At 67.7% G+C, this 19,984-nt stretch carries 4 protein-coding genes; all 4 read right to left on the bottom strand.

Features of this window, described 5'->3' with window-relative positions:
- Positions 1-78: 78 nt before the first annotated feature.
- Positions 79-2,097: a hypothetical protein gene (locus tag O7632_RS13300; RefSeq protein WP_278114450.1), complete on the bottom strand. Its 2,019-nt coding sequence runs from the start codon at positions 2,095-2,097 to the stop codon at positions 79-81.
- Positions 2,094-8,027, bottom strand: a complete 5,934-nt coding sequence (locus tag O7632_RS13295; RefSeq protein ID WP_278114449.1) for a hypothetical protein — start codon at positions 8,025-8,027, stop codon at positions 2,094-2,096. Before O7632_RS13295 ends, O7632_RS13300 begins: the two co-directional genes overlap by 4 nt.
- A gap of 44 nt (positions 8,028-8,071) precedes the next feature.
- Positions 8,072-19,507: a hypothetical protein gene (locus O7632_RS13290; protein WP_278114448.1), complete on the bottom strand. Its 11,436-nt coding sequence runs from the start codon at positions 19,505-19,507 to the stop codon at positions 8,072-8,074.
- A 147-nt stretch (positions 19,508-19,654) separates the two neighbouring features.
- Positions 19,655-19,981 carry a hypothetical protein gene (locus tag O7632_RS13285; RefSeq protein WP_278114447.1) on the bottom strand — a complete coding sequence of 109 codons (327 nt, stop codon included), beginning with the start codon at positions 19,979-19,981 and terminating at the stop codon, positions 19,655-19,657.
- Positions 19,982-19,984 lie beyond the last annotated feature (3 nt).

The raw sequence follows: 19,984 nt of genomic DNA, 5'->3' as shown, positions 1-19,984 counted from the left end.
GGCCTCACCAGTGTTCAGTCTGCCGTTGACGGACAGCTCGGCATGGCTATCCGTTTGCCGCGTCCAGGATACGACCCCTCATTTCGTCTGGATTTCCCCGCCGGTCGCGCTCCGGAGCCGATCAAGGATGTAGCTGCTGTCGCCGTGATCACCGGTCGCCGGTCCGGCCCCGGTGCCGGACGGCAGCTCACGCAGATATACCCAGCCGGCACCGGTCCCGTCCAGCTCCGCGAGCAGCACCTGGAAAGCAAGCTCTGGCGGGAAGAGCACCATCCGGGCGGCCCGCTCGGCCAGTCCTTCCACCCGCCGGCCCGACCACGACCAGATCGCCAGACGCCGCCCCACGACCGCCTCGGTGATCGACGGGAAGGCGGTCGAAGCGGCCAGCACGCCCGGTTCCACGAAGACACGGCCCGACGCGTACACCGTCGCGTCGATGTGCGTGTTCGGGTCAGCCGGAAGGACCACCGAGTACACCGGTCCGAAGTGCGCTGGCAGCCGCGCGAGGCCGCGCAGGAAACACCCAGTGTAGATCCGCTGCTCCGGGGTGGCCGACCGGTCGGTTGACAGCGCCGGCACCGGATCGTGGTGCAGCAGCGCGCTGACCGCCACCAACTCGGTCACCAGTGCCTCCGGGCCACTGGTGTCACGCATGCCGGGTCGCTGTGCCAGCAGTCGGGAGACCGCTCGGGCATGGACGTCGTATCGCCAGCCAAGCAGCTCCCGCAGCACCTGACCGGCTTCGGCCGGGTCGGCCGTCGTCGCGGGCTCAGGCTCCAAGACCGGCTCAGACCGACGAGTGGGTTCGGACGGCGGCACCGGCAGCGGGGGCGGCACCGCCGGGCCGTCCGGCGGGGCCAGGTCCGCGATGGCGGTCCGGCCGGGCTTCGCCGCCGACGGGCCGTCCACCGGCAGGTGCCGTACGGAGGCCGGTGGACGTCTCGGCACAACGGCGTGGACGACGGTCGCGTGGTCCCGCAGGGCGCTACTGCGGGTCTCGGGCAGCGCGGTGACCATCGGCGCGGTGGCCACAGCGACCTCGGTGGTTGTCCGACCATCAACGTGGCCAGCCACCGGCGGAACGGGCACGGTTACCGGTCCTCCCGCACGCCCATCGGACGGGAGACCCGATCTGGGCACTACCGTGGCCGTAGGCCGTGTCACCGGCGTCTCGGTCGGGTCGTCGAAGAGCTCGGCCAGGTCGGTGATGAACCGGACGGAGCTGAACACCGGGTCCTCGGGCGCCGCCGCCGCGTCAAGCTGGACCGCGACCCCACTTCGCACGGCGGCCGCGTCGCGGGGTTGGCAGACCGGCCAACTGGCGTCTGGTCCGGCGTACCGCACCGACACGCCCAGGTAGTTCGCCAGTATCTGGGCGTACGCGCGCGGCGTGGCAGGCGGATGAAGCGCGAGCACCTGCCCGTGCCAGTGATCGCGTACGGCCCACAGCGCGGTCGCGGCCTGCCAGCAGGTGACCTGCTCGTCGCCGAAGAGGAACGGTCGGCGGGCATCCCCGGCCAGCTCCAGCAGAACGGCGTAGGCTCCGACCGGAGAGCGGATCTCCGAGGGCAGCCTGGCCGTCGCCCACTCGGCCGCACCGGGGATCGCCAGTTCGGCGTTGGCCAGACACGGCGGTGCTGACGCGGCCGTGACCGGGATGGCTGTGGGGTCAGCCGTGGCAGATTCCACAGCCGACACTGCCACCGGGTAGCGGCCGGTGAGCAACGACGGCAGGCGGGTCCCGCCGGCTGCCGTACGCGGTCGGGCCACGTGCCAGCCGGATGTGCCCGCTGGGTCGGCGGCGGTGATCACCGGTGCCTGCAGTTGGTCCGCCAGCACTTGGACCAACCAGCCCGCCGCCGGTTCGACCCCGGCCAGTACGACGGGCCGACCGTTCCATCCGGGATCGGCCGCGATCCGCTCCCCCAGCTCTGGCACGTCGACGTCGGACTCATCGGCCGGTGCCAGCACGCCCAGAACGCCCGGGGTGGGGCTCCACCACGTCGCGATCGGAACGCGGCCGTCGGCAAGGTCGAGCAACCCCGCATCGGGAACGGGTAGACCTGGCCACTCCCCTGCGAATCCGCCCGAACTCATGGTGCGGCCACCCCGGCCAACTCCTTCAGCCTGTCGATGTCGAGCACGACCATGGTCACGCCCGTGACCGGGTCCGTGTAGCGCCGGTAAGACTCGGGGGCAATGGTCAGCCGCAGGTTTCCCGAACCGGGTGGGGTGACGGTGATCAGCGGGTCGGTGACCGTGGCCAGCCAGGCGTTTCGTGCGGCGGTGCCCGCGGGCACGCCAGGAGTGCCCGGCACGTCGATGTGCAGGTCGGCTGTCTCCTGCGGAAGCAGGTCGAACATCTGCTTCGCGGCCGACGGGTCAGCGGTCGCCGGATTGAGGTGGCGGGTCATCGCCGCGACTCGCTGACGCAGGACCAGGTCGACGATCTGCTCGTCGGCCTCGCGTTTCGCGACGAACCACGCCTTCTTGTCCTGCGCGGCCTTCGCCAGGGCCGTGTAGGCGACCGCGCGCTTGTTGACCACATCGTTGTCGGTGCTTGCCGCGGTCCAGTCCCGTATTCCCTGGTGAAGCGCGGTGTCGGCGGCATCCTTGGCCGTCTTGGCCGCCGTGTACAGCGCCAGCTTGGCGGCCTGATCGGTTGGGTCGGCCGGGTCGGCCGCCAGGTAGTCGTGCTCTGCCGTCGCCAGGTTCCGCGCTGCAGTGCGGGCGGCGTCGAAGAGCGTTCGCAGGGGTGCCTCCGCCTTGCTGCGGGCTAGCTGTTCGACGGAGCCGACCGCCAGGTAGGCGTCGCGTTCCGACTGCTGGAACTTCAGCTCGGCGGCCCGTTTCACGTCGAGCTTGCTATGCAGGTCGACCGGCACGACGGGGTTACCCACCAATCTCAGCGCGGCGGGTAGGTGCATCCGGGCGACCTCGGCCAGCGGAGCCGAGAACTCGACCACCACCTGCGGCGGGTTGGAGAGGCCGGCGTTCAGTACCATCCGGAACGTCATCGCGAGCGGCACAAGCGCGTTTCGCTGGTGAACCGGGCGCTGGTAGGGGACGTCGGCGGTCTGGCCGGAAAGCGCCACGGCCGAGCCGTCCCCGTGCGCGATGTCGCCCGCAAACGGTGATCCGCCTGCGCCGTCATTGACGTACACGATGGTCTCCGTGGGGGCGGTACCGAGGGTCAGCCCAGAGCCCACACTCTCGCCGGAGCTGTCGGTGGCCGTGTGGGTGGTTCTGGTCGTGGCGAGGTACTCCGGGCGGACGGAGTCCGTGAGGTTGACGATCTCGGCGTAGTCGACCTTGGCATGCACCTCGAGGTCGACGGCCCTACCGCCAAGCCACCAACCAGGATCCTTGGTGGGAACCTTGAAACCGGAGGTGGTCATCCGGCGCACGTTGCCCTGCAGGCTTTCCTTGGTGAGAATCTCGGACAGACGGCGCCGATCCGCAGAGATACCCGCCTTTTGGAACGCCAGTTCCGCAGCCTCCTTGAACCGCTCGACGTTGAGCAGGCCTCCGGTGGGCGTCCAGTCGGCCGGCAGCTTGTACGATGAACTGTCGCGCCAGGCCTTCAGGGCGGCCACGTCCAGCCACTGCGCCGGACTGACGACGACCGGTCTGGTCGCCGAGGTATGCCGCGGCGGCAGGCGTTGACTCTCGGATTCGACGATCAGGTCGTCGGCTGGGGTGAGGTACCGGATCGTCCTGCTCAGTGACTGCTCCGGTGGTCTGGCGGGGTCGTGCCGGATGGTGAACAGTTCCTCGCCGTCGCGCGTGACGACGAGCCGGTACTCGACGCTCGCCTTGATGACGGCCCCCACCCCGTAGGTGATCTGGTAAGTGGCGGTCCGCTGGCTGGTCTCGTCCTGCTCGGAGTGCTCCTGGCTGGCGTTGACGACACCATCCAACACGGCGCCGGTCGCCTGGAACACCCGCCGCCCGTCGTCGGGCAGGCCCTGCGCGAATCGGCCCGACACGTCGAATCCGCTACTCCGGCTGTGCGACTGCCCCGTTCCGGTGGCCTGGCTGCCGACCGTGACGTACTCGGTCTCCCGGTCGGCCCGCACGTCCTCGAAATCGACGGCGGCCACCTCTGCGGAGAGGCTCAACTCGTATCGGCTGCCGTCAAAGTTCTGCTCGGCGGCCAGCGTCCAGCCACCGTCGAGGATGTTGTCCAGGTGCGCCTGCCCGATGGCCGGGGAGCTCAACGCCGTGAGCGTCCGCTCCGCCTGCATCTTGTCGGCGAGCAGATCCTTGGCGAGGTATCTGCGCAGCCCTTGGTACCTGTTGGTGGTCAACCGCCGCCACACGGTCTGATCGTTGGTGAACAACTCACCGAGCGACGGCAGGGTGAACCTGCCGACCTCCTCGTGCAGCCTCGCGGCGAGCGCCTCGCGCAGGTCGATGTCGTCCAGCAGGTGTCCGAGTCCCAACGCCGCCACCGCCGCGTCGGCGGGCGGTCCCGGCGCGGGCACCGGCATGGTGGCGGGCACGGCCAACTTCCACGGCGTGCCCGTGTCGTCTGTCGCGGGCGCCAACCTCGGCACCCACTCCTCAGGCTTGGCGGAGGAAGGGTCGGCGTCGAGCACCCCGGAACCGGACGCCGTCGGCGGTGCCGGGAACGGTGCCGGGAACGCGGCCTTGTCAAGTTCGGTCAACAGGCCCAGCGCGCGCACCTGCTCCTCGTCGAGGACCAGCTCGACACGGTTGCGCCCCCGAAACAGGTGCGCCGTCACGCTCTCGTTGCCGCGGATGTTCGTGTTGGTGTCCGCCGAGTGCTGGATCACCAACTGCTCCAGTTTGGCGCTCACCAGGTACATGTTGCGTTCGGTGTGGGTGACCGCGGTCCGCTCGATGCCACCGCTGACCGTGAGGTCGCTGCGTCTGCGCCAGGTGAATGCCCACCGGGGACCGAGCTGCAGCCGGGTATGCCAGCGGTCCGCCGTCTGCGCCGTGCTCATCGTCGTGCTGCCCGCCCCGTTGAACAGTGCCCGTGGCCGTAGGTTGAGACGCAGCCAGGACCGGCTGCCCTTGGACGCGCTGGTGCTGCCCCTGTTCGGCTTCTCACCGCCCATCCCCGTCAACCGCTGCAGGATGACCGGGTCGTCGTCGTGCTTCGGTCCGGTCGGGTCTGGCCGGGCCACCGCGCGCATGGCGACGATGACGGTTCCCCGGCGCGTCCCGGTACGCCTCGGGTAGCGCAGCAGGTCGAGCCGGACGCCGCCGTCGGTGAAGAGGCGGTACGCCGCCTTCGCCTTGTCCCGGCGCAGTAGCCCGGTCAGCCTGGCCAATGCCTGGGATCCGGGTAGCAGCAGTACCTCGTTGGGCGAGTCGACGGCGTTCGCGGTGAGACTCTCCCGGACGACCTGCGACATCGGCTGACCGATGACCTCGCCGCCGCCCCACCACCGGGCAATGGTCGGTGTCGCGGGCACCGCGATCGTGCCCGCTGCCGGTCCGGCCAGCTCCTGGCCGGCGTGGAACTTCGCGACGAGGTCACGCGTGTAGGCCACCTCGGTCCGAGGGGTGTTCGGATCGAGCGCCTGCCCGACACTCGCTGTCAGGTGATCGTTCTCCTGGAACGCGCTCGGCACGGACAGGCGCAGCGCCTGCGATTGGTTGATGTCGATCTCCGTGCTGCCCATCTTGGGCAGGTGTCTCCCCCACCGGCCCGGGATCAGGGCACGCACCCAGGTCCGGGGCCGGGTGTAGTGAGTGACGGTGACGCCCAGGTTCATCGTCTTGGTGAAGACGTCCTCCGCGCCGGTCTCGGTGAGAAACGTGCCATGGTCAGCCGACGTGGTGGCGCTGGCCGTACGCCGGCTACCGACGACGAACTGCGCCTCCGCCCCGAACGCGGTCTGCGCCGCGCCGACCGGCACCGGATCGGCGTTGCGTCCGCCGAGGCTGAACCCGAGATAGCCGGCGTCCTGGGCCGAACTCTCCAGGCTGGTCGCGACGGAGTCGATGAAATGGCCTTCGCCGGCGAGCGGTCCGGTTCCGCGACTGGGACCGACCGGCTTCAGCACGCTGTGCGAGTACGTCGGCTGGGTCGAGCCGGGCCCGCCTCGATCGTGGACCTCGACGTGGACATAGGTGTTGTAGAGCGCACCGCGCAGTTTCAGGCTGGCCGAGACCCCCGTGCCTAGCTGGCGAATTCCCGTGTCGGGGTCCTTCGCCGACCGGCTCAACGCGCCGTACTGACCGGCGAGGGCGGCCGGGCTGAACTCGGTCAACAGGGTCTTCAGATGGCCGGCGGCCTGCCGGCCGTTCCACGACAACCGGCCCTTCGCCGGCTGCGCGGACGCCGCGGTAAGGTCCATCGTGTTGACCAGCCGGCCGAGTGGGAGTCCGCGTAGATATCCGGTCACCCTGTTGACGATCTCCTCCGTCGCGGTGAAGCCGGTTACGGCGACGTGTCCGACCCGCTCCCCGCGTAGCGTCTCGGGCGCCAGGACGGGCGCGGGGGTCCGGGTGGGCAGGTCCCCGGCAGGACGCAGGAGCAACGTCGCGTCGGTCTCGCTGAGGAGCACATACACCTCTTCGTAGGTGACCGTCGCCGGGCCCGTGCCATTACCGCCGCCCCTGCTGAACACCAACGGGCCCCAGGAGTTGGCCGCACCAGTGGTCACCTCGACCTTGGCCTTGTAGAGCTTGAGTGGACCCTTCACCTCTCTGCCCTTGAGCACGGTGGCCTCGACCGCGTGGGTACGCCCGGCGGAGTTGCCGGCGCCGAGGGCGACCTCGGCGTACGCCAGCACCGGTCCGAAGGTGACAGCGACGAGCGGGGCGACTTCCAGCCCTTTCGACCGGCTGCCCGAGGCGTCGAGCGCGGTGGTGTTCATGTCGTACATCCAGAGTTTCGCGGTTTCGCTGCCCGTACCGTGGAGATCGGTGACCTCCGTCAGTTCGGTGAGGTCCGCTTTCATGCCCAGCTGACCCACCGAGCCCCATCTGCTGCGCAGTCCGTCCGTGGCGGTCGGACTGCGCAGCGCCGCCTGCAGGGTCTGGCGGAGCCGCCGGTTGGAGTTGAGCTGGTTGGTCACCGGCCAGCTCCGCTTGCGTACCGCGCCGGTGAGTACGTTGAGCAGCTGCGACGCCCTACCACCAGCGGCGGGTCGGCCACCGGAGACGACGACGAGCGAACTCAACGTTCCCGCCAACTTCCGCTGGTCGTCCGAGAGTGTGACGCTGGTCCCGCCCGGGTTGGACCAGTCGGCCTTGGCAAGGTTCTTCGACACGGACAGCTCGAGCTCGTCCTGCCGTACCGTTGGCATCGCGGCCAGTACGGTCTCACTGTCGTCGATGAACTCGATCACCACCTCGGCGGTGACCCCGCTCAGGTCCATCGCGCCGATCGGACCACTGTTGACCCGGTGATAGGCGGACTGTGCGCTGGTCAGCGCGCTGGAGCTGGTCGAGACCGGTACGGTACCCGCGACGCCGACCGCGACGAAGACGGGTTGCGCGAAACCCACCCCGTTGAGTGCCACCGTCGGTGATGGTCCGTGGCTCTCCGTCTGGGTGGCCGACTGGGCCTGCCGGTAGTTGGTGTCGTTGCGGGTGGCCTGGACGTCGCTCTCGTCGGTCCGACCCTCGTTCTCATCGGCGATCCGGGCGTTCGTGAAGTCGAACGTCACCTTCACCCGCATCGTGGTGCCGGGCGCTACCCGGTAGGTCTTGCCGATACCGAGGAAGTCGTCGATGCCGGTCGTCAGCTCGGCGCGAACCTGCTCCGCCCATCGGCCGCGCGCCTTTCGTCCCTTCCAGACCCGCGGCCACAGCCGCCGTAGGCCGTCGTCTACCACGGTCGTCACCCCGGCGAAGTCCACGACGGAGGTCACGGTCACCATCGGGCCCAGCGACTGGCTGGCCGTCAGGTACGGCGGAAGACGCCTGCCGACCTCGGCCGCCCCGATGGAAGCACCTTCCTTCAAAGCCAGGAACCGTTTGCGCATCAACTGAGCCACCGCCGGGCCGACGGCCTCCAGTTGTTCCTGGGTGAACCGTGCCACTGAGGTGATCCCGAGATTAGCCAGCGACGACGGCGACAGCATCATCAACTGTTTCGGAGAAAGCGCGTCGACAGCATGGATGCTGATCGATCTGATCTGGCCGCTGTCAACGATGACATCGCTGTTTCGCTGAGCCCTTTCGTGGTGGCCGACCCCAGCTCGGCAAGTGAGGGGAGCAGCGGGATCTGTCGGTCATCAAGTTTGGTAACGATCGTGGCCGGTTCACCGGTGGCGGGGTCATCCCGAAGCAGGTCCGGTCTGATCGCTTTGACGGCGGAATCGGACAAGGTCCGCGCTTGGGCGCGACTGAGACCATTCACGGACGCCCATGTCATCTTTCCCATCTGGGCAGCCGTCAACCCAGCAATCGTCGATAGCTTGAACCTGTCCACCTGGGCAGGCGTCAACCCCGCGATCGCGTCGGGCGTGACCTTCAACAGCTGGGCAGGCGTCAACCCCGCGATCGCGTCGGGCGTGACCTTCAACAGCTGGGCAGGCGTCAACCCCGCGATCGCGTCGGGCGTGACCTTCAACAGCTGGGCAGGCGTCAACCCCGCTAGCGCAGCCGGTCGGATATCCTGCACCTGAGCGGCCGTCAATCCGGCGATCGCGTCCGGAGGAATCCTGGCTACCTGATCGCGCGTCAGCGACCGCACAGCGCTGGGCGCGAGTTCGCGGACGTGATCGACGGAAAGGGCCCTGGACAAACGGGTCACCACGCCGTCCGGCAGAGACTTTATCAAGCCGGGCGGCAGCCCTCGTGGGAGCGAATCGGCCGTGGCTGGCTGGTGAGCGATCTGTTCGGCGGAGAGTGCGGTGAGCGGCTCGGAATCCGAAAGCTTCTGCCATTGGTCGGGTCGCAGGCCGGAGATCGCTTCAGGACGCAGGGCAGCGAACTGGTCAGCGGTGAATTGTGCGAATATATCGTTCATGGGGACAGAAGAGCTAGAACTAGGAATTGAACCGTGACCGGCTACTTGGTCATGCCTGATCCCGCTGATCGCGTCGGCGGTCAGTTCCGCCATTTGTGTGGCGGTGAGCATGCTGATATTCAGCGCGGCCACCTGCCCGGCGCTCAGCAGCCTGAGCACCCCCGGACTCATCATCGATACCTCGGACGCGGCGAGTTTGTGCAGGTCCGCTTCCTTCAACGCCGCGATGCTCACCGCATTGGGACGTGGCTGCTTGATCAGCTCCTTGACTGGAGCGTCGAAGAGGCCGCCGACCACGCCGGACCGTGCTGCTACCGGCACTTCCGCGAACGGTCCGGCGTCGCTGTGGTGAGGACCCGTGCGCAGCGCGGCGGTGGGTGACTGCAGCCACACCGCGTACGGATCCGCCGGCAGTTTGGCGAGGTCACCTGCTTGCGGGTCCAGGTACACCACACCCAGCTGGTCATGCGTGACCACGATGATCTCGTGCCACATCCCGCCCTCGACCGCTTGCACCCGCACCCTGGCGCGGGAGCTGGCAGCCGCGGCGTTCTCCTTGCCGGGCTCACGACCGGGCTCGCGGCTCTGGGCCGACTTGGCCTCGGCGGCGGCCCGCATCGAGGTTTCCAGTTGCTGATAGGAACTCATCTGGAACCAGTCCGGGTCACCATCGCGGTCCAGACCGGAGATGAGTGCCGGATCGGCGTCCAGCGACGCGAACACCACTTCAGACGACGGATCCGCCTCGCGGTCGGCGAACGTCATCTCCGCGGCGAGCACCGAGAGGTGGCAGTTCGTGAGGCTGTACGACGTCGGGAGATCCCGCTTGCCGATGCGGGCCCGCACGGCCGGATCGAGACCAGCCAGGTCTCCCGGCCGCGACCTGCCACGGATGGCCCGGTCCACCGCCGCGAGGCTGAGTTGACCATTCTTGACCAGGGCGAAAACGTCCGGATCGAGATTCTCGCGGATGATCAGGTTCACCTGCGGCAACCAGGGAAAATGCTCGTCGACCACGGGATCGACCCCGACCTCGCCAGAGTTGGCGTACACGCCCTGTCCCCGGTCCGGCACGTACAGATTCGACGGCGACCACGGACCGGTCACCTCTTCCCCGGTGGAATCCGCACCATGTCCGGCCGTCAACCGGCCGGCTTCGGAATCGCTGTCCGCTCCGGTTTTCGCCAAGGCGGAAGTCCTGGCGTCGGCCAGGTACTGACCGGCGGCCCGCCAGTCCTGCATGGCAGACCGCGTCCGTGCCTCACTGAGGGTGATGACCCTTGAGTCGCCGACGACGAACCGGCGGTCGCCGTCCACGAATACCGCGCTCAGACGCAGCGGGCGCGTCTCCCCGGCTACGACAGCGGTGATCATTATGCCGCCGACCAGTCGGACCTCCCACCACAACGCCTCGTCGAAAGCCCGTTCGTAAGCCTCCGAGCCCGTCGACGTGGTCGTCATCGTCTCCGTGGGTTCCTGGAGATGGTCGATCACCTGCCCCAGCGCCTCGCGATACGCCTCGCCGGACGTGCCGACCGAACCATCGGAGTCGTCATCGGCGTGCAGGGGCAGGGGCATGGCCTGCATGGTCTGGCTCCAACGCTCCGTCAGAGCTTCCAGCCTCGCCTGGGCTTCACCACCTTCAGGCGGGTCGCTGATCAGCGCCCGCACGTCGTTCTCGATCTCATCGAACGTCGTGCGGGCCTGCACGACCCACCGCTCGACGGGCTGGCGGTCCGGACCGTTGGACGCGAGGGTGGCGTGGACGTTGCTCAGCCGCGCCTCGACTGTCTCCGTGACCGACCGGCCGAGCCACACCACCGACGCGATGGTCGGCATCTGGGTACGGACCTGTGCGTCGTGCACCGCCAAGACGGGGTCGAGTGCGGGCTGCGCCGTACCGACGACTCCGGCGTAACGGGCCTCCCACAGCAACGGGCTGTTCAGCATGTCCAGGAACAGGCCGTCGCGGGCCAGTTGGCTCCGGGAATCGGGGTGCAGGTTCAGCAGGGCCAGCCGCGCCAGCCGCTGCGCCAATGGCTGACGGCTGTCGTAGCCGATGCTTTCCAGGATCCCGGCGCGGCCCGGCGTGATGTCCGGGAACGCCACCTCCATGGCGAGGTCGTTCAGCACCTCAGTGGCCCGCGGCGGGGTCAGGCTGACGATCTCGTCGAGGTTGTCGTGGTCACCCACCGTTGGCTGGCTGCGGCGCGTCGGCACGGCCGTGACGGCAAGCAGCACATCCAGAACGAATGCAGCGACCTCACTCCGCTGCGGCGAGTCCGGGGCCACCGCCCGCCCGAGTGATGTGATGGCATCGCGGAGTAAATAGTCCGACAGGACCGTCGGGTAGAAGGTGATCGTGCCGTCGACGTGGTGCGCCTTCAGGTCGGTCAGACTACTGCGGAGCCGGCTGTCGGCGAATTGCAGAACGGGCGGTACCGGAAAGTACGAGAGCCTGCCGAGCAGAGGACTCATCCACCGATCGCCATCGTGGATGAGGTTAACGGCCTCGATCAGCGACTCTTCCTCCGTCGCCTGATGACCGGTGTCGGGGCCGAAGACCTGGTAGCGGGAGAGTCCACCGTCCTCGACGACCCCGATCACCGGCCGGTTCAGCAGACGAGCGGTCGCGCTGGCCGACGTCGCGGGGGCCACGACGATCAACAGCCCGCTCTCGGTCCGGCTCGGGTCGATCTCCCGCACAACCCGCGCCACCCGTCCTGGGTCGTTGTACGACACCCGCAGCAACGTGACCCAACCGGCGCGCAACGCATCAAGAAGCTGCTGGTCGCCGACCGCCGAACCGGTCACCACCGACACACCGTCAAGCGCTGCGGCGATCTCGCCGACGTGGGTGACTCCCTGCTCCAGCGTGGCGGCGACGTCGAACCTGACGACGGGACTACTCAAGGCCAGACTGCCGCCATCGGACCAGTCGACATGCCACGATACCGATGTGGCCGAGGGGTCGATGCGCGGACTTTGCTGAGTGATGACCGGGCGCCCGAACGCGGCAGCCAGCCCGGCACCGATGTTCGGCACGCCGACACCGGTCGGGTCGAGCATTGTCACCGGCGTTCCGGCGGGCAGGCGTGCCGCGAGCACCTTCACGAACAGGGCGACCTCCGGCTCGGGATTGTCGTCGATGGCACGCCATCTGGCGTCGCGCAGGTTCACCCGGACGACCGGCCTGGAACGTTCGGCCATGAAGGTCAGAGTGGTGTCATGCCCGTGGACATTCCACAGCGCTGATCCTTCGGGTATGTGCTTGAACATCGCGGGGGTCGGCGCGGCCGCAGCGATGACCGGCCGGCCGAGCGCCCGGGCGAGTCCGGTGCCGGCCGCACTCGACAACGTGCCTCCGGTCGGGTTGGTCACGATGACCGGCGTCGTTGCCGTCGGCAGGCGTGCCGCGAGCATCTGCGCGAGCAGCGCGACCCGTCGCGGCACGCGCGACCCGGCCAGATCCTGCCATTCGTCGAGGCTGAGCGAGAGGGTGACCGTCGCGGTCGAGTTGCCAAAAATCGATGCCGTCGGCTGGAGGTCGGCCGGGTCGGTGAAATCATGGCCGGGCTCCAGTGACAGGAAGTTGCCGTTCTGCCAGTCGTACGGAGTGAGGTCCGGAGCCTCGGACAGACTTCCGAAAGCGGCGAGACCGTCGATCGGCACCGGCGTCACGGCCTGGGTGCGCTTCTCCATCTGCCACAGGTACCTGGCCATCAAGGACCGGCGATCAAAGAGCTTTGCGGCGCCCATCACGCCATCGTCGGTGCGATTCTGGCGACCGGGACCGCCGTCGGTGGACCGGAGGGCAACCCGGTCGCGGTACTCGTCACGCAGCAGCAGGTAGTGCAGGACCTCATGCAGGATGGTCTGGTCACTCATGCCCGAAGACCACTGGTCCTGACTGTGATATCCGCGCGCGTTGGCAGTTGCCACGTTCGCGACACTGACGATTTCGTGCGCGTTGGCGGGATCGTCCACGAAGTCGACGCGCACGGCGAACTGGTCTCCGTTGGGCAACCGGTTGCCTTCGGCGCTCACCTCGTACAGGACTCTTTCGCTCCGCCGCTTCAGTCTGGTGAGCTCTGCCTCGGACACGCCATTGGTCAGCTTCAGGTGCAACCGCAACGTGTGCTCCCGGACCAACGTCTTCTTGCCGGTGACCGGGTGCTCGACCTCGAACCGGGCCAGGTCGAAACGACCAGCGCCGTCATAGGCGACCTGGAGCGGACCATCCGGGTAGCCGTCACCGCTGACTTCGACGAGACTGGTGTCCACCGTGATAGGCGTGAGCCCTGCGCGCCGGAATTCCCACTGCTGCGGCTGCGCTGGGTCGTCCGGGCGGGACCACCATGCCTCGTCCATGGTCAGCGACGACCGATGCCAGCTCTCGTCGTCGAGCACCTGGGCACGCTTGATCGACTCCGACAGAGCGGACCTGAACTCCGGGTGTTCCGGCTCGGCCGTCAGCTCATCCAGGTGCCGCAGATCCTCCTCCGGCAGGACGCCGAGTTCCTCGGCGTCCAGCGGTCGCTGTGTCGCGTCGAGCCCGAGAGCGTCGAGCATCTCCGCCACGCCAAACCACGGGTCGACAGATCCGCCTGTCAGCGCTTCACCCAGCCCCCAGGTATTGGCGTCGCCGGAGACGCCCGACACGACCGTCACCGTGACGGGAAGGTCCGCAGCGGTCGGCTTCAGCAACCGGAACTCGACCCGCACATGAACCTGGTGCGGCGGCCCCGACTCGGTACCGATGAACTGCGGAGCATTGTTGAAATAGGCGTCGACTCGCCGCTGGACGGCGTCGTGCAACCGAATGGCCATCCTACGCGACACGCCCTCGCCGCGCCGTATTCCGATCCGTACCGTGAACTCACGGACCCACACGCCCTCGGCCACCTCGAACAGCCGGATGTCCACATCGGCGCCATGCCCAGCGCTCTTGCGTAACACCAGCGGCCGTACCGGCTCGAAGAACGTCTGCTTACTCGGACCGTTCGCCGGGTCATGGCGATGCTGCATCGTCACCGGGAAGCGGCGCCACTCCCACTCCGACGGATCACGCCGACGCGGGCCGTCCTCCGCTTCGCGGTAGGGACCCCAACGCTTCTTCGGCGCTGACAAATCGTGATGAGATTGGCCGGATCGTCGGAATCCGGAAAGGGCTGGAGGCACCGGCACATCTCCGTGAGCAGGACCGGCCAGCGGCAACGGATGCGGCAGGTCCGTGAGAGGGATGGCATCGAGCATCTTCGCGGTCGACCCCAGGTAGACGGACCCGTTCGGCCCGCCATCGAGATGCTCGATCAGCTGCTGCGCGATCCGCCGATCAGCCGGCTCGTCGGTGAACCACAGGTTCGAGTTCCACGACGTGTGGGTGGTTCCCTTCGCCGCTACCGTCACGGACAGATGCGCCCGCGCTGGATCGTCGACGTACTCCAACCGGACGACCACCCGATCGCCACTGGCCGGCAGCCGCAGGCTAGGCCGGTTGATCCCTGCGAGTTCCTCGTCAATCTCGCCCTCGATCCGGCTCCTGGCAACCGTGTCGTCCACCACACCGTCCAGGTGCACCTTGATCGTGTACTCCCGCACCACCAGCCTGGGCGCGAGCTCGTAGCGGCGCAGCTCGTACTTGGCTCTGCCGCTATGATCGGACCTCGTCACGACCTCGGCCTCCGCCCGCCTGGCGTCGTCAACCGGTGCCAGATCCGGTCCGCGCTTCGCGTACTCGGCCGCCTCGTCCCAGCTCCCGTTGACGGAATAGAAGTCGACTCGGCCACGAGCCAAAGCTTGTCTCGGGTGCACCACCCACCACTGCGTGCCGGAAATCCTGAGGACGGGATCCGATCTCGTCTGGCTATCGGCAGCGGGTACGATGACCGCCCGGCCCAGCGCCTTCGCGATCCGCTCGGCGGCGTGAGAGTTGTTTCTCATGAACGGATCGATCAAGAACACCGGACCGTTGCGGCCGACGATCCTCTCTTTGATCGCTTGAGCCAGCGCCGCCGAGTCGTACGACTTGCCGCCGACCTGGAACGATTTGCTTCCCTTGTTGTAAGCGGCGATCACGACCGGCTCCACGCGTTTAAACACGCTCGACGCTAGTCTCAGCAGCCCGGTATCCAGGTTCGTCGTGGGCTGGAACAACAAATGCCCAAACAGCACTAGAATCAGGTTTGCTGGCACACTCTGAACGGACGAGTTCGACCCGGTCGGCATCTGCGGACGCGCGGGCTCGATCACGACGTCAGCCGGCTCGATGGACGAAGGCGCCGGAGACGGCGTCGCAAGGTTCACCTGCCGATCGTCCGGCGTCTCCTGGCCGCGCGCGAACCACGTCAGGCTCAGGGTCTGTGGGTCCGCTGGGAGCACCGCCAAGCCTAGTGTGCTCGGGTCGAGGAACACCAGGTCGCCAGCCGCGTCGCGGATCACGTTGAACTCGCGGGTGACGCCTCCCCCATCGGTGACCGTGAGCGCGGCACGGTCACCCTTCGCCGTCAGCGCCGCGCCAACGGCGGCATAGCTGTCGACCGTGATCGGCGGGGCGTCCGGGCGAGACGTCGGAGGCGTCTCCTCGCCGTACGTGCCCCAGCTCTGGCCAAGCACCACGTCAAGCGCGAACACCTCGTCCACCTGATCGGCCTCTCGGCCGGCCCGGCTAGCGGTGAGATCGGCTTCCCAGAGCCACCCGTACCGGTTCCTGAGGGTGTTCCACCGACGCCACGACGCGAGGTCCAAGTCGTCGGGTCTGGAGAAGACACCGTGGCCGTCCGGCAGGACCTCGCCATGCTTTCCCTCGCTGGCCGACTGCCACTCGTCCGGGAACAGCTGCCCTGGCGCGACCTTGTCCCGCAAAACGTTCTCGTCCAGACCGGCGATGGTGTGATAGCTCTGCGGGTTTGTGTGATAGGTGAGGATGCGCGGCTCGCGGGTCCGGCCCGCGTAGGCGACCGCCGTCAACACCTCATGCGCCGTACGCCGACCCGGATTGACCATCCCCGCCAGCAACGTCCTACGAAAGACCTCGGGATCGAAGCCCTCCAGACCACCGCGCCGCGCCGCCCGCAACGCCATGCTCATCATCGCGTACGCGGGCAACGCGGGGTCCCGGCGGCCAAGCTCCTGCGGAATGTCGAACGTCACCCCGTACACCCGCGCCATCCCGCCCGACCGGTACAGGGCGGTCAACAATTCCATCTTCGCGCTGAGATCGTTATCGTCGATGACGGTCCGCAAATGCCGCAGATCCGAGTCCCGCTGGTCGGCCGTCCGGCTGGGCCCGCCACTGTCCCACGCCACCCGTGCCAACTCCGCCGGCTTGTCGAGGAACGGTGTGAGCAGAACGTCAGCCTGCCGCAGCACGTCGTCGTCCTGGCGCAGCCACTGGACCAGGGCTTCCTCGAACTTCGCCGCCTCACGCTCGTAGACCACCTGCCCCAGCCCGGTAGCCTGGCCGGCAGATGTCTCGACGGCCTGTTCGTCGACCGGGTCGGCCATAACCGGGTCGGTGGTCGTGAAAGTGTCGGTCATGGACGACTCGGTCATGGACGACTCTGCCGTGACGAAGCTGGCGCTGTCCGACAAATCGTCGACGATGTCCGGTCGGGCGAAACGCTGATCTTGCCGCTCGTCCGGGAACAGGTGCTCCGGCGCGACCTTGGCGCGCAGAATGCTCTCGTCCAGACCCGCGATGGCGCGGTAGCGCCGCCGATGGCTCTGATAGGGGAGGATCTGCGGATTGCTGCCCCGGCCCGCGTAGGCGACGGCCGTCAACACCTCATGCGCCGTGTGACCGTCCGACGTGACCATGCCCGCCAGCAACGTCCTACGGAAGACCTGGGGATCGAAGCCCTCCAGACCACCGCGCCGCGCCGCCTGCAACGCCATGCTCATCATCGCGTACGCGGGCAACGAGGTGCCCCGCCGTACCAGAGCCTGGGTCCGCGCCGCGGCCGACACGTACACCGAGTCCGCCGCGAACTCCGGCCGGTGCCAGTCACCGCCGAACTCTCGCCGCTCGGCGTAGAACTCCTGCGGGATCTCGAACGTCACCCCGTAGACCCGGGCCATCGCACCCGACCGATACAGGGCGGTCAGCAACTCCATCTTCGCGTCGAGATCGTCACCTTTGATGACCTCGTCAAGGTGCTGGAGCTCCCGCCGATGCTGCTCCGGTGTCCGGCGGCGTCCGCTCCCGTCGCTGGTTACCAGCGCCAGTTCTCTCGGATAACCACGGAACGGCCGGAGCATGATGTTGGCCTGCTCCAGAACCTCCACGTTTCTACCCAGCCAGTCAACCAGGTTCGTCTCGAATATCGCCGCGTGGTCGAGGTATTCGGCCCGCCCCGCTTCGCTGGTGTCACCGTCACCGATGCTGTCTGCCATGTCCTCGTTCTCGGACCGGGACTGATCACCGACGATGTCGCCGTCATCGGCATGGCTGACCTGTGTGCCGCCGGTTTCCCCGAACAGTCGCGACAACGGCCCTCCGGTGGCCCGCGTCCCGCCGTCGCCACCGGACCCGAACACGGCCTTCACCAGATTGGACGCAACAGACGTCTTCGAAACGCCCAGCGTGGCGAGCATACTCGGCGTACTCGACTCGCCCGACGTAACCGAGCCACCCTCCTCGGTCGCCGGCACCGGTCCCGACACAGCGGTCTTCGCCCGCTCGGCCAGCGTCGGATCCTTCGGTGCCGGGACGTCTGCTGTCGGCTCTGATCCGTTCGCCGAAGGCCGGTTGCGTCCCGCCAGCGGTGTTCCCGTTTGATTCCCGGTGGTCCCACCCACCCACTGCGGGTCCGTTCGCCACGGCGGTACGGTCGCGACGACCGGGCCGCTCGACGCGGGCACCGGGTCCGGGACCGGGTCCGGGTCCGGGTCCATACTGTCCGCGCGTTCCTCGGGCAGGCCCGATGTCTGGGCCACCGGCGGTGGGGGCATGGTCTGCTGGTCACTGGCCGGCACCGGGCTGGTGGCGACGACGCCGTTGGACTCCGCTACATCGAGCAGGATCGGCGTCTGCTGCGCTACAGAGTCGATTTCAGCGGTCGGCCGTGCGGTGGATTCGACCTCTGCGACCTGGTCGGTGACCGACGTGACGGTCCCGTCCGCGGACGTCGTCGCGGACGTCGTCGTCTCGACCGGGCGGTCCGGGTGGTACGCCTGGCCCGAGTGGTCCGGGCTGGACCCGACGTCGGCGACGACCGACACGCGCGCCACGCCGGATGTGTCGGACACAGCAGGTGTGCCGGTCCTGTCATTCCTGCCGTCCGACGCCGTACCACCAGATGTTGGATCGGGAGCCGGCTGCGACAGCCCGGACCGATCGGGCCCGTCGTCGGCGGAACGATCACGCACCGGCGACGATCCAAGGTCGCCCGTCTGCTCGCGGGGCGCGTCCACCGGCTGCAGGCCGCCCGACCCGACCTCCCGCCCTGGCGGCGGCGTCCCGACCAGCGGCGGCAGGCCGCCCGCCGAGGTCGACCCGGCACCATCCGCGTCGTCGGCCGGCTCCTCCAGCGGTACCGGGTCTCGGTCCCCCCGGCTGCCGTTCACACCAGGTGCCACGGACCCGGGCGGTGGTGTCACCGGTCCACTGTCCCCGCCGTCGCCACCGCCACCGCCACCACCGCCGCCGGCACTGCCACCGTTGGTGTTGGCGTTGGCGTCACCGCCGGCCTCCCAACTGTCCTCGGTGCCGGGTAACCGTAGGTTGCCGGGCCCGAGACGCTCACCCAACCCCTCGAACACCCCACCCACTCCACCCGCCGTTAACGCGAACGGATCCACCGCGCCCGTCAACGCGAAAGTGGTCAACCCTTCGTTCAACATCCCGTCCACCACGTCGCCAAGAAAACCACCACCGTCCCGACCCAACCCACCACGCCCCAACCCGATACCCGCCCCGAACAACGCCGACAACCCACCCGTCTTCGCCGCAGCCTCCGTCAACGACGCATCCCACACATCCCGACCGCCCGTCAAAAACTGCAACTTCTGCACCAACACATCCATCGCCACCTGCATCCCCAACACCACCACCGCCCCACTCGCCAACTCCACCACCAACCGACGACGCACCTGCCCGATCACCGCCCGCCGCGCCGCCGTCCGCGCCGCGAACTGCGGCAACAAACCCGGGTACAACCAACTCCACGCCACCGTGAAAGCAAACTCCGCCAGCGTCTCCACCAAATCAGCGATCAACATCCACTTGAAATACTCAACCAACGTCGCCGTATCCCGCGAATACCTCCCCAACCCCCGCAACTGCGACCCCAACTGATCGAAATACGCCGGCGGACTCGACGTGTACTGCCCGAACGTCCGCTCCATAGCATCCACCGCCGCACCCGAACCCGCCCGCCGCGCAGCCGCCAACACACGCACCGCGTACTCCGCCAACACATCAACATCATCAGCCGCGTTCACCAAATCACGACTAAACCACCGCAACCCAACCTCATTTCCAGTCGGGAACAGATCACCAAAGAAGAACAACATCCACTGCTGCGCCGTCGTATCCAGCACGATCACAACCACACCCCCGAAACGAAAAGACGCAGTCATCATGTACGATAGACGGTCCGGATCCATTCCCGACTTGTCAGAAACACCGAGTGTCAGAAAACGCCGAGTGGAGGAAGCCGGAACCGGACCTACCCGTCCCTCCCCTCGGCGTTTCTACGCCTTACGGAACTGATTCACCAGATCTTGTCCCGCGTTCTCGCTGTTCCACAGGGAGGTACTGGTCGTGCCGACACTCTTGCCGTCCTCGTCCAGTCCTTTGGCCAGCATCTCCAGGTACTCGACCGCAGCGTTGAACGTACCTCGGAACTGCTCCTCGAACTGGTCGCCGATTTCGTCGCCACGCTCACCTGCCGGGCGGGGATAGAGCGCGGCGACACGCCTCAGCTGCGCTGCGATCGCGCCAGCGCTTTGTCCGAGACTCTCCAACTCTCTGATGACGTCCGGCAACTTGCTCAGGTCAACGTCGAGTCCCTTCGGCATGGC

The organism is Solwaraspora sp. WMMD406 (assembly GCF_029626025.1).
GTDB lineage: Bacteria > Actinomycetota > Actinomycetes > Mycobacteriales > Micromonosporaceae > Micromonospora_E.
This window is presented reverse-complemented; position numbering and strand designations above follow the sequence as displayed.

Excerpts from the sequence above, each read along its gene's own strand:
- O7632_RS13300 (WP_278114450.1), bottom strand. The coding sequence starts at position 2,097 with ATGAGTTCGGGCGGATTCGCAGGGGAGTGGCCAGGTCTACCCGTTCCC.
- O7632_RS13285 (WP_278114447.1), bottom strand. The coding sequence starts at position 19,981 with ATGCCGAAGGGACTCGACGTTGACCTGAGCAAGTTGCCGGACGTCATC.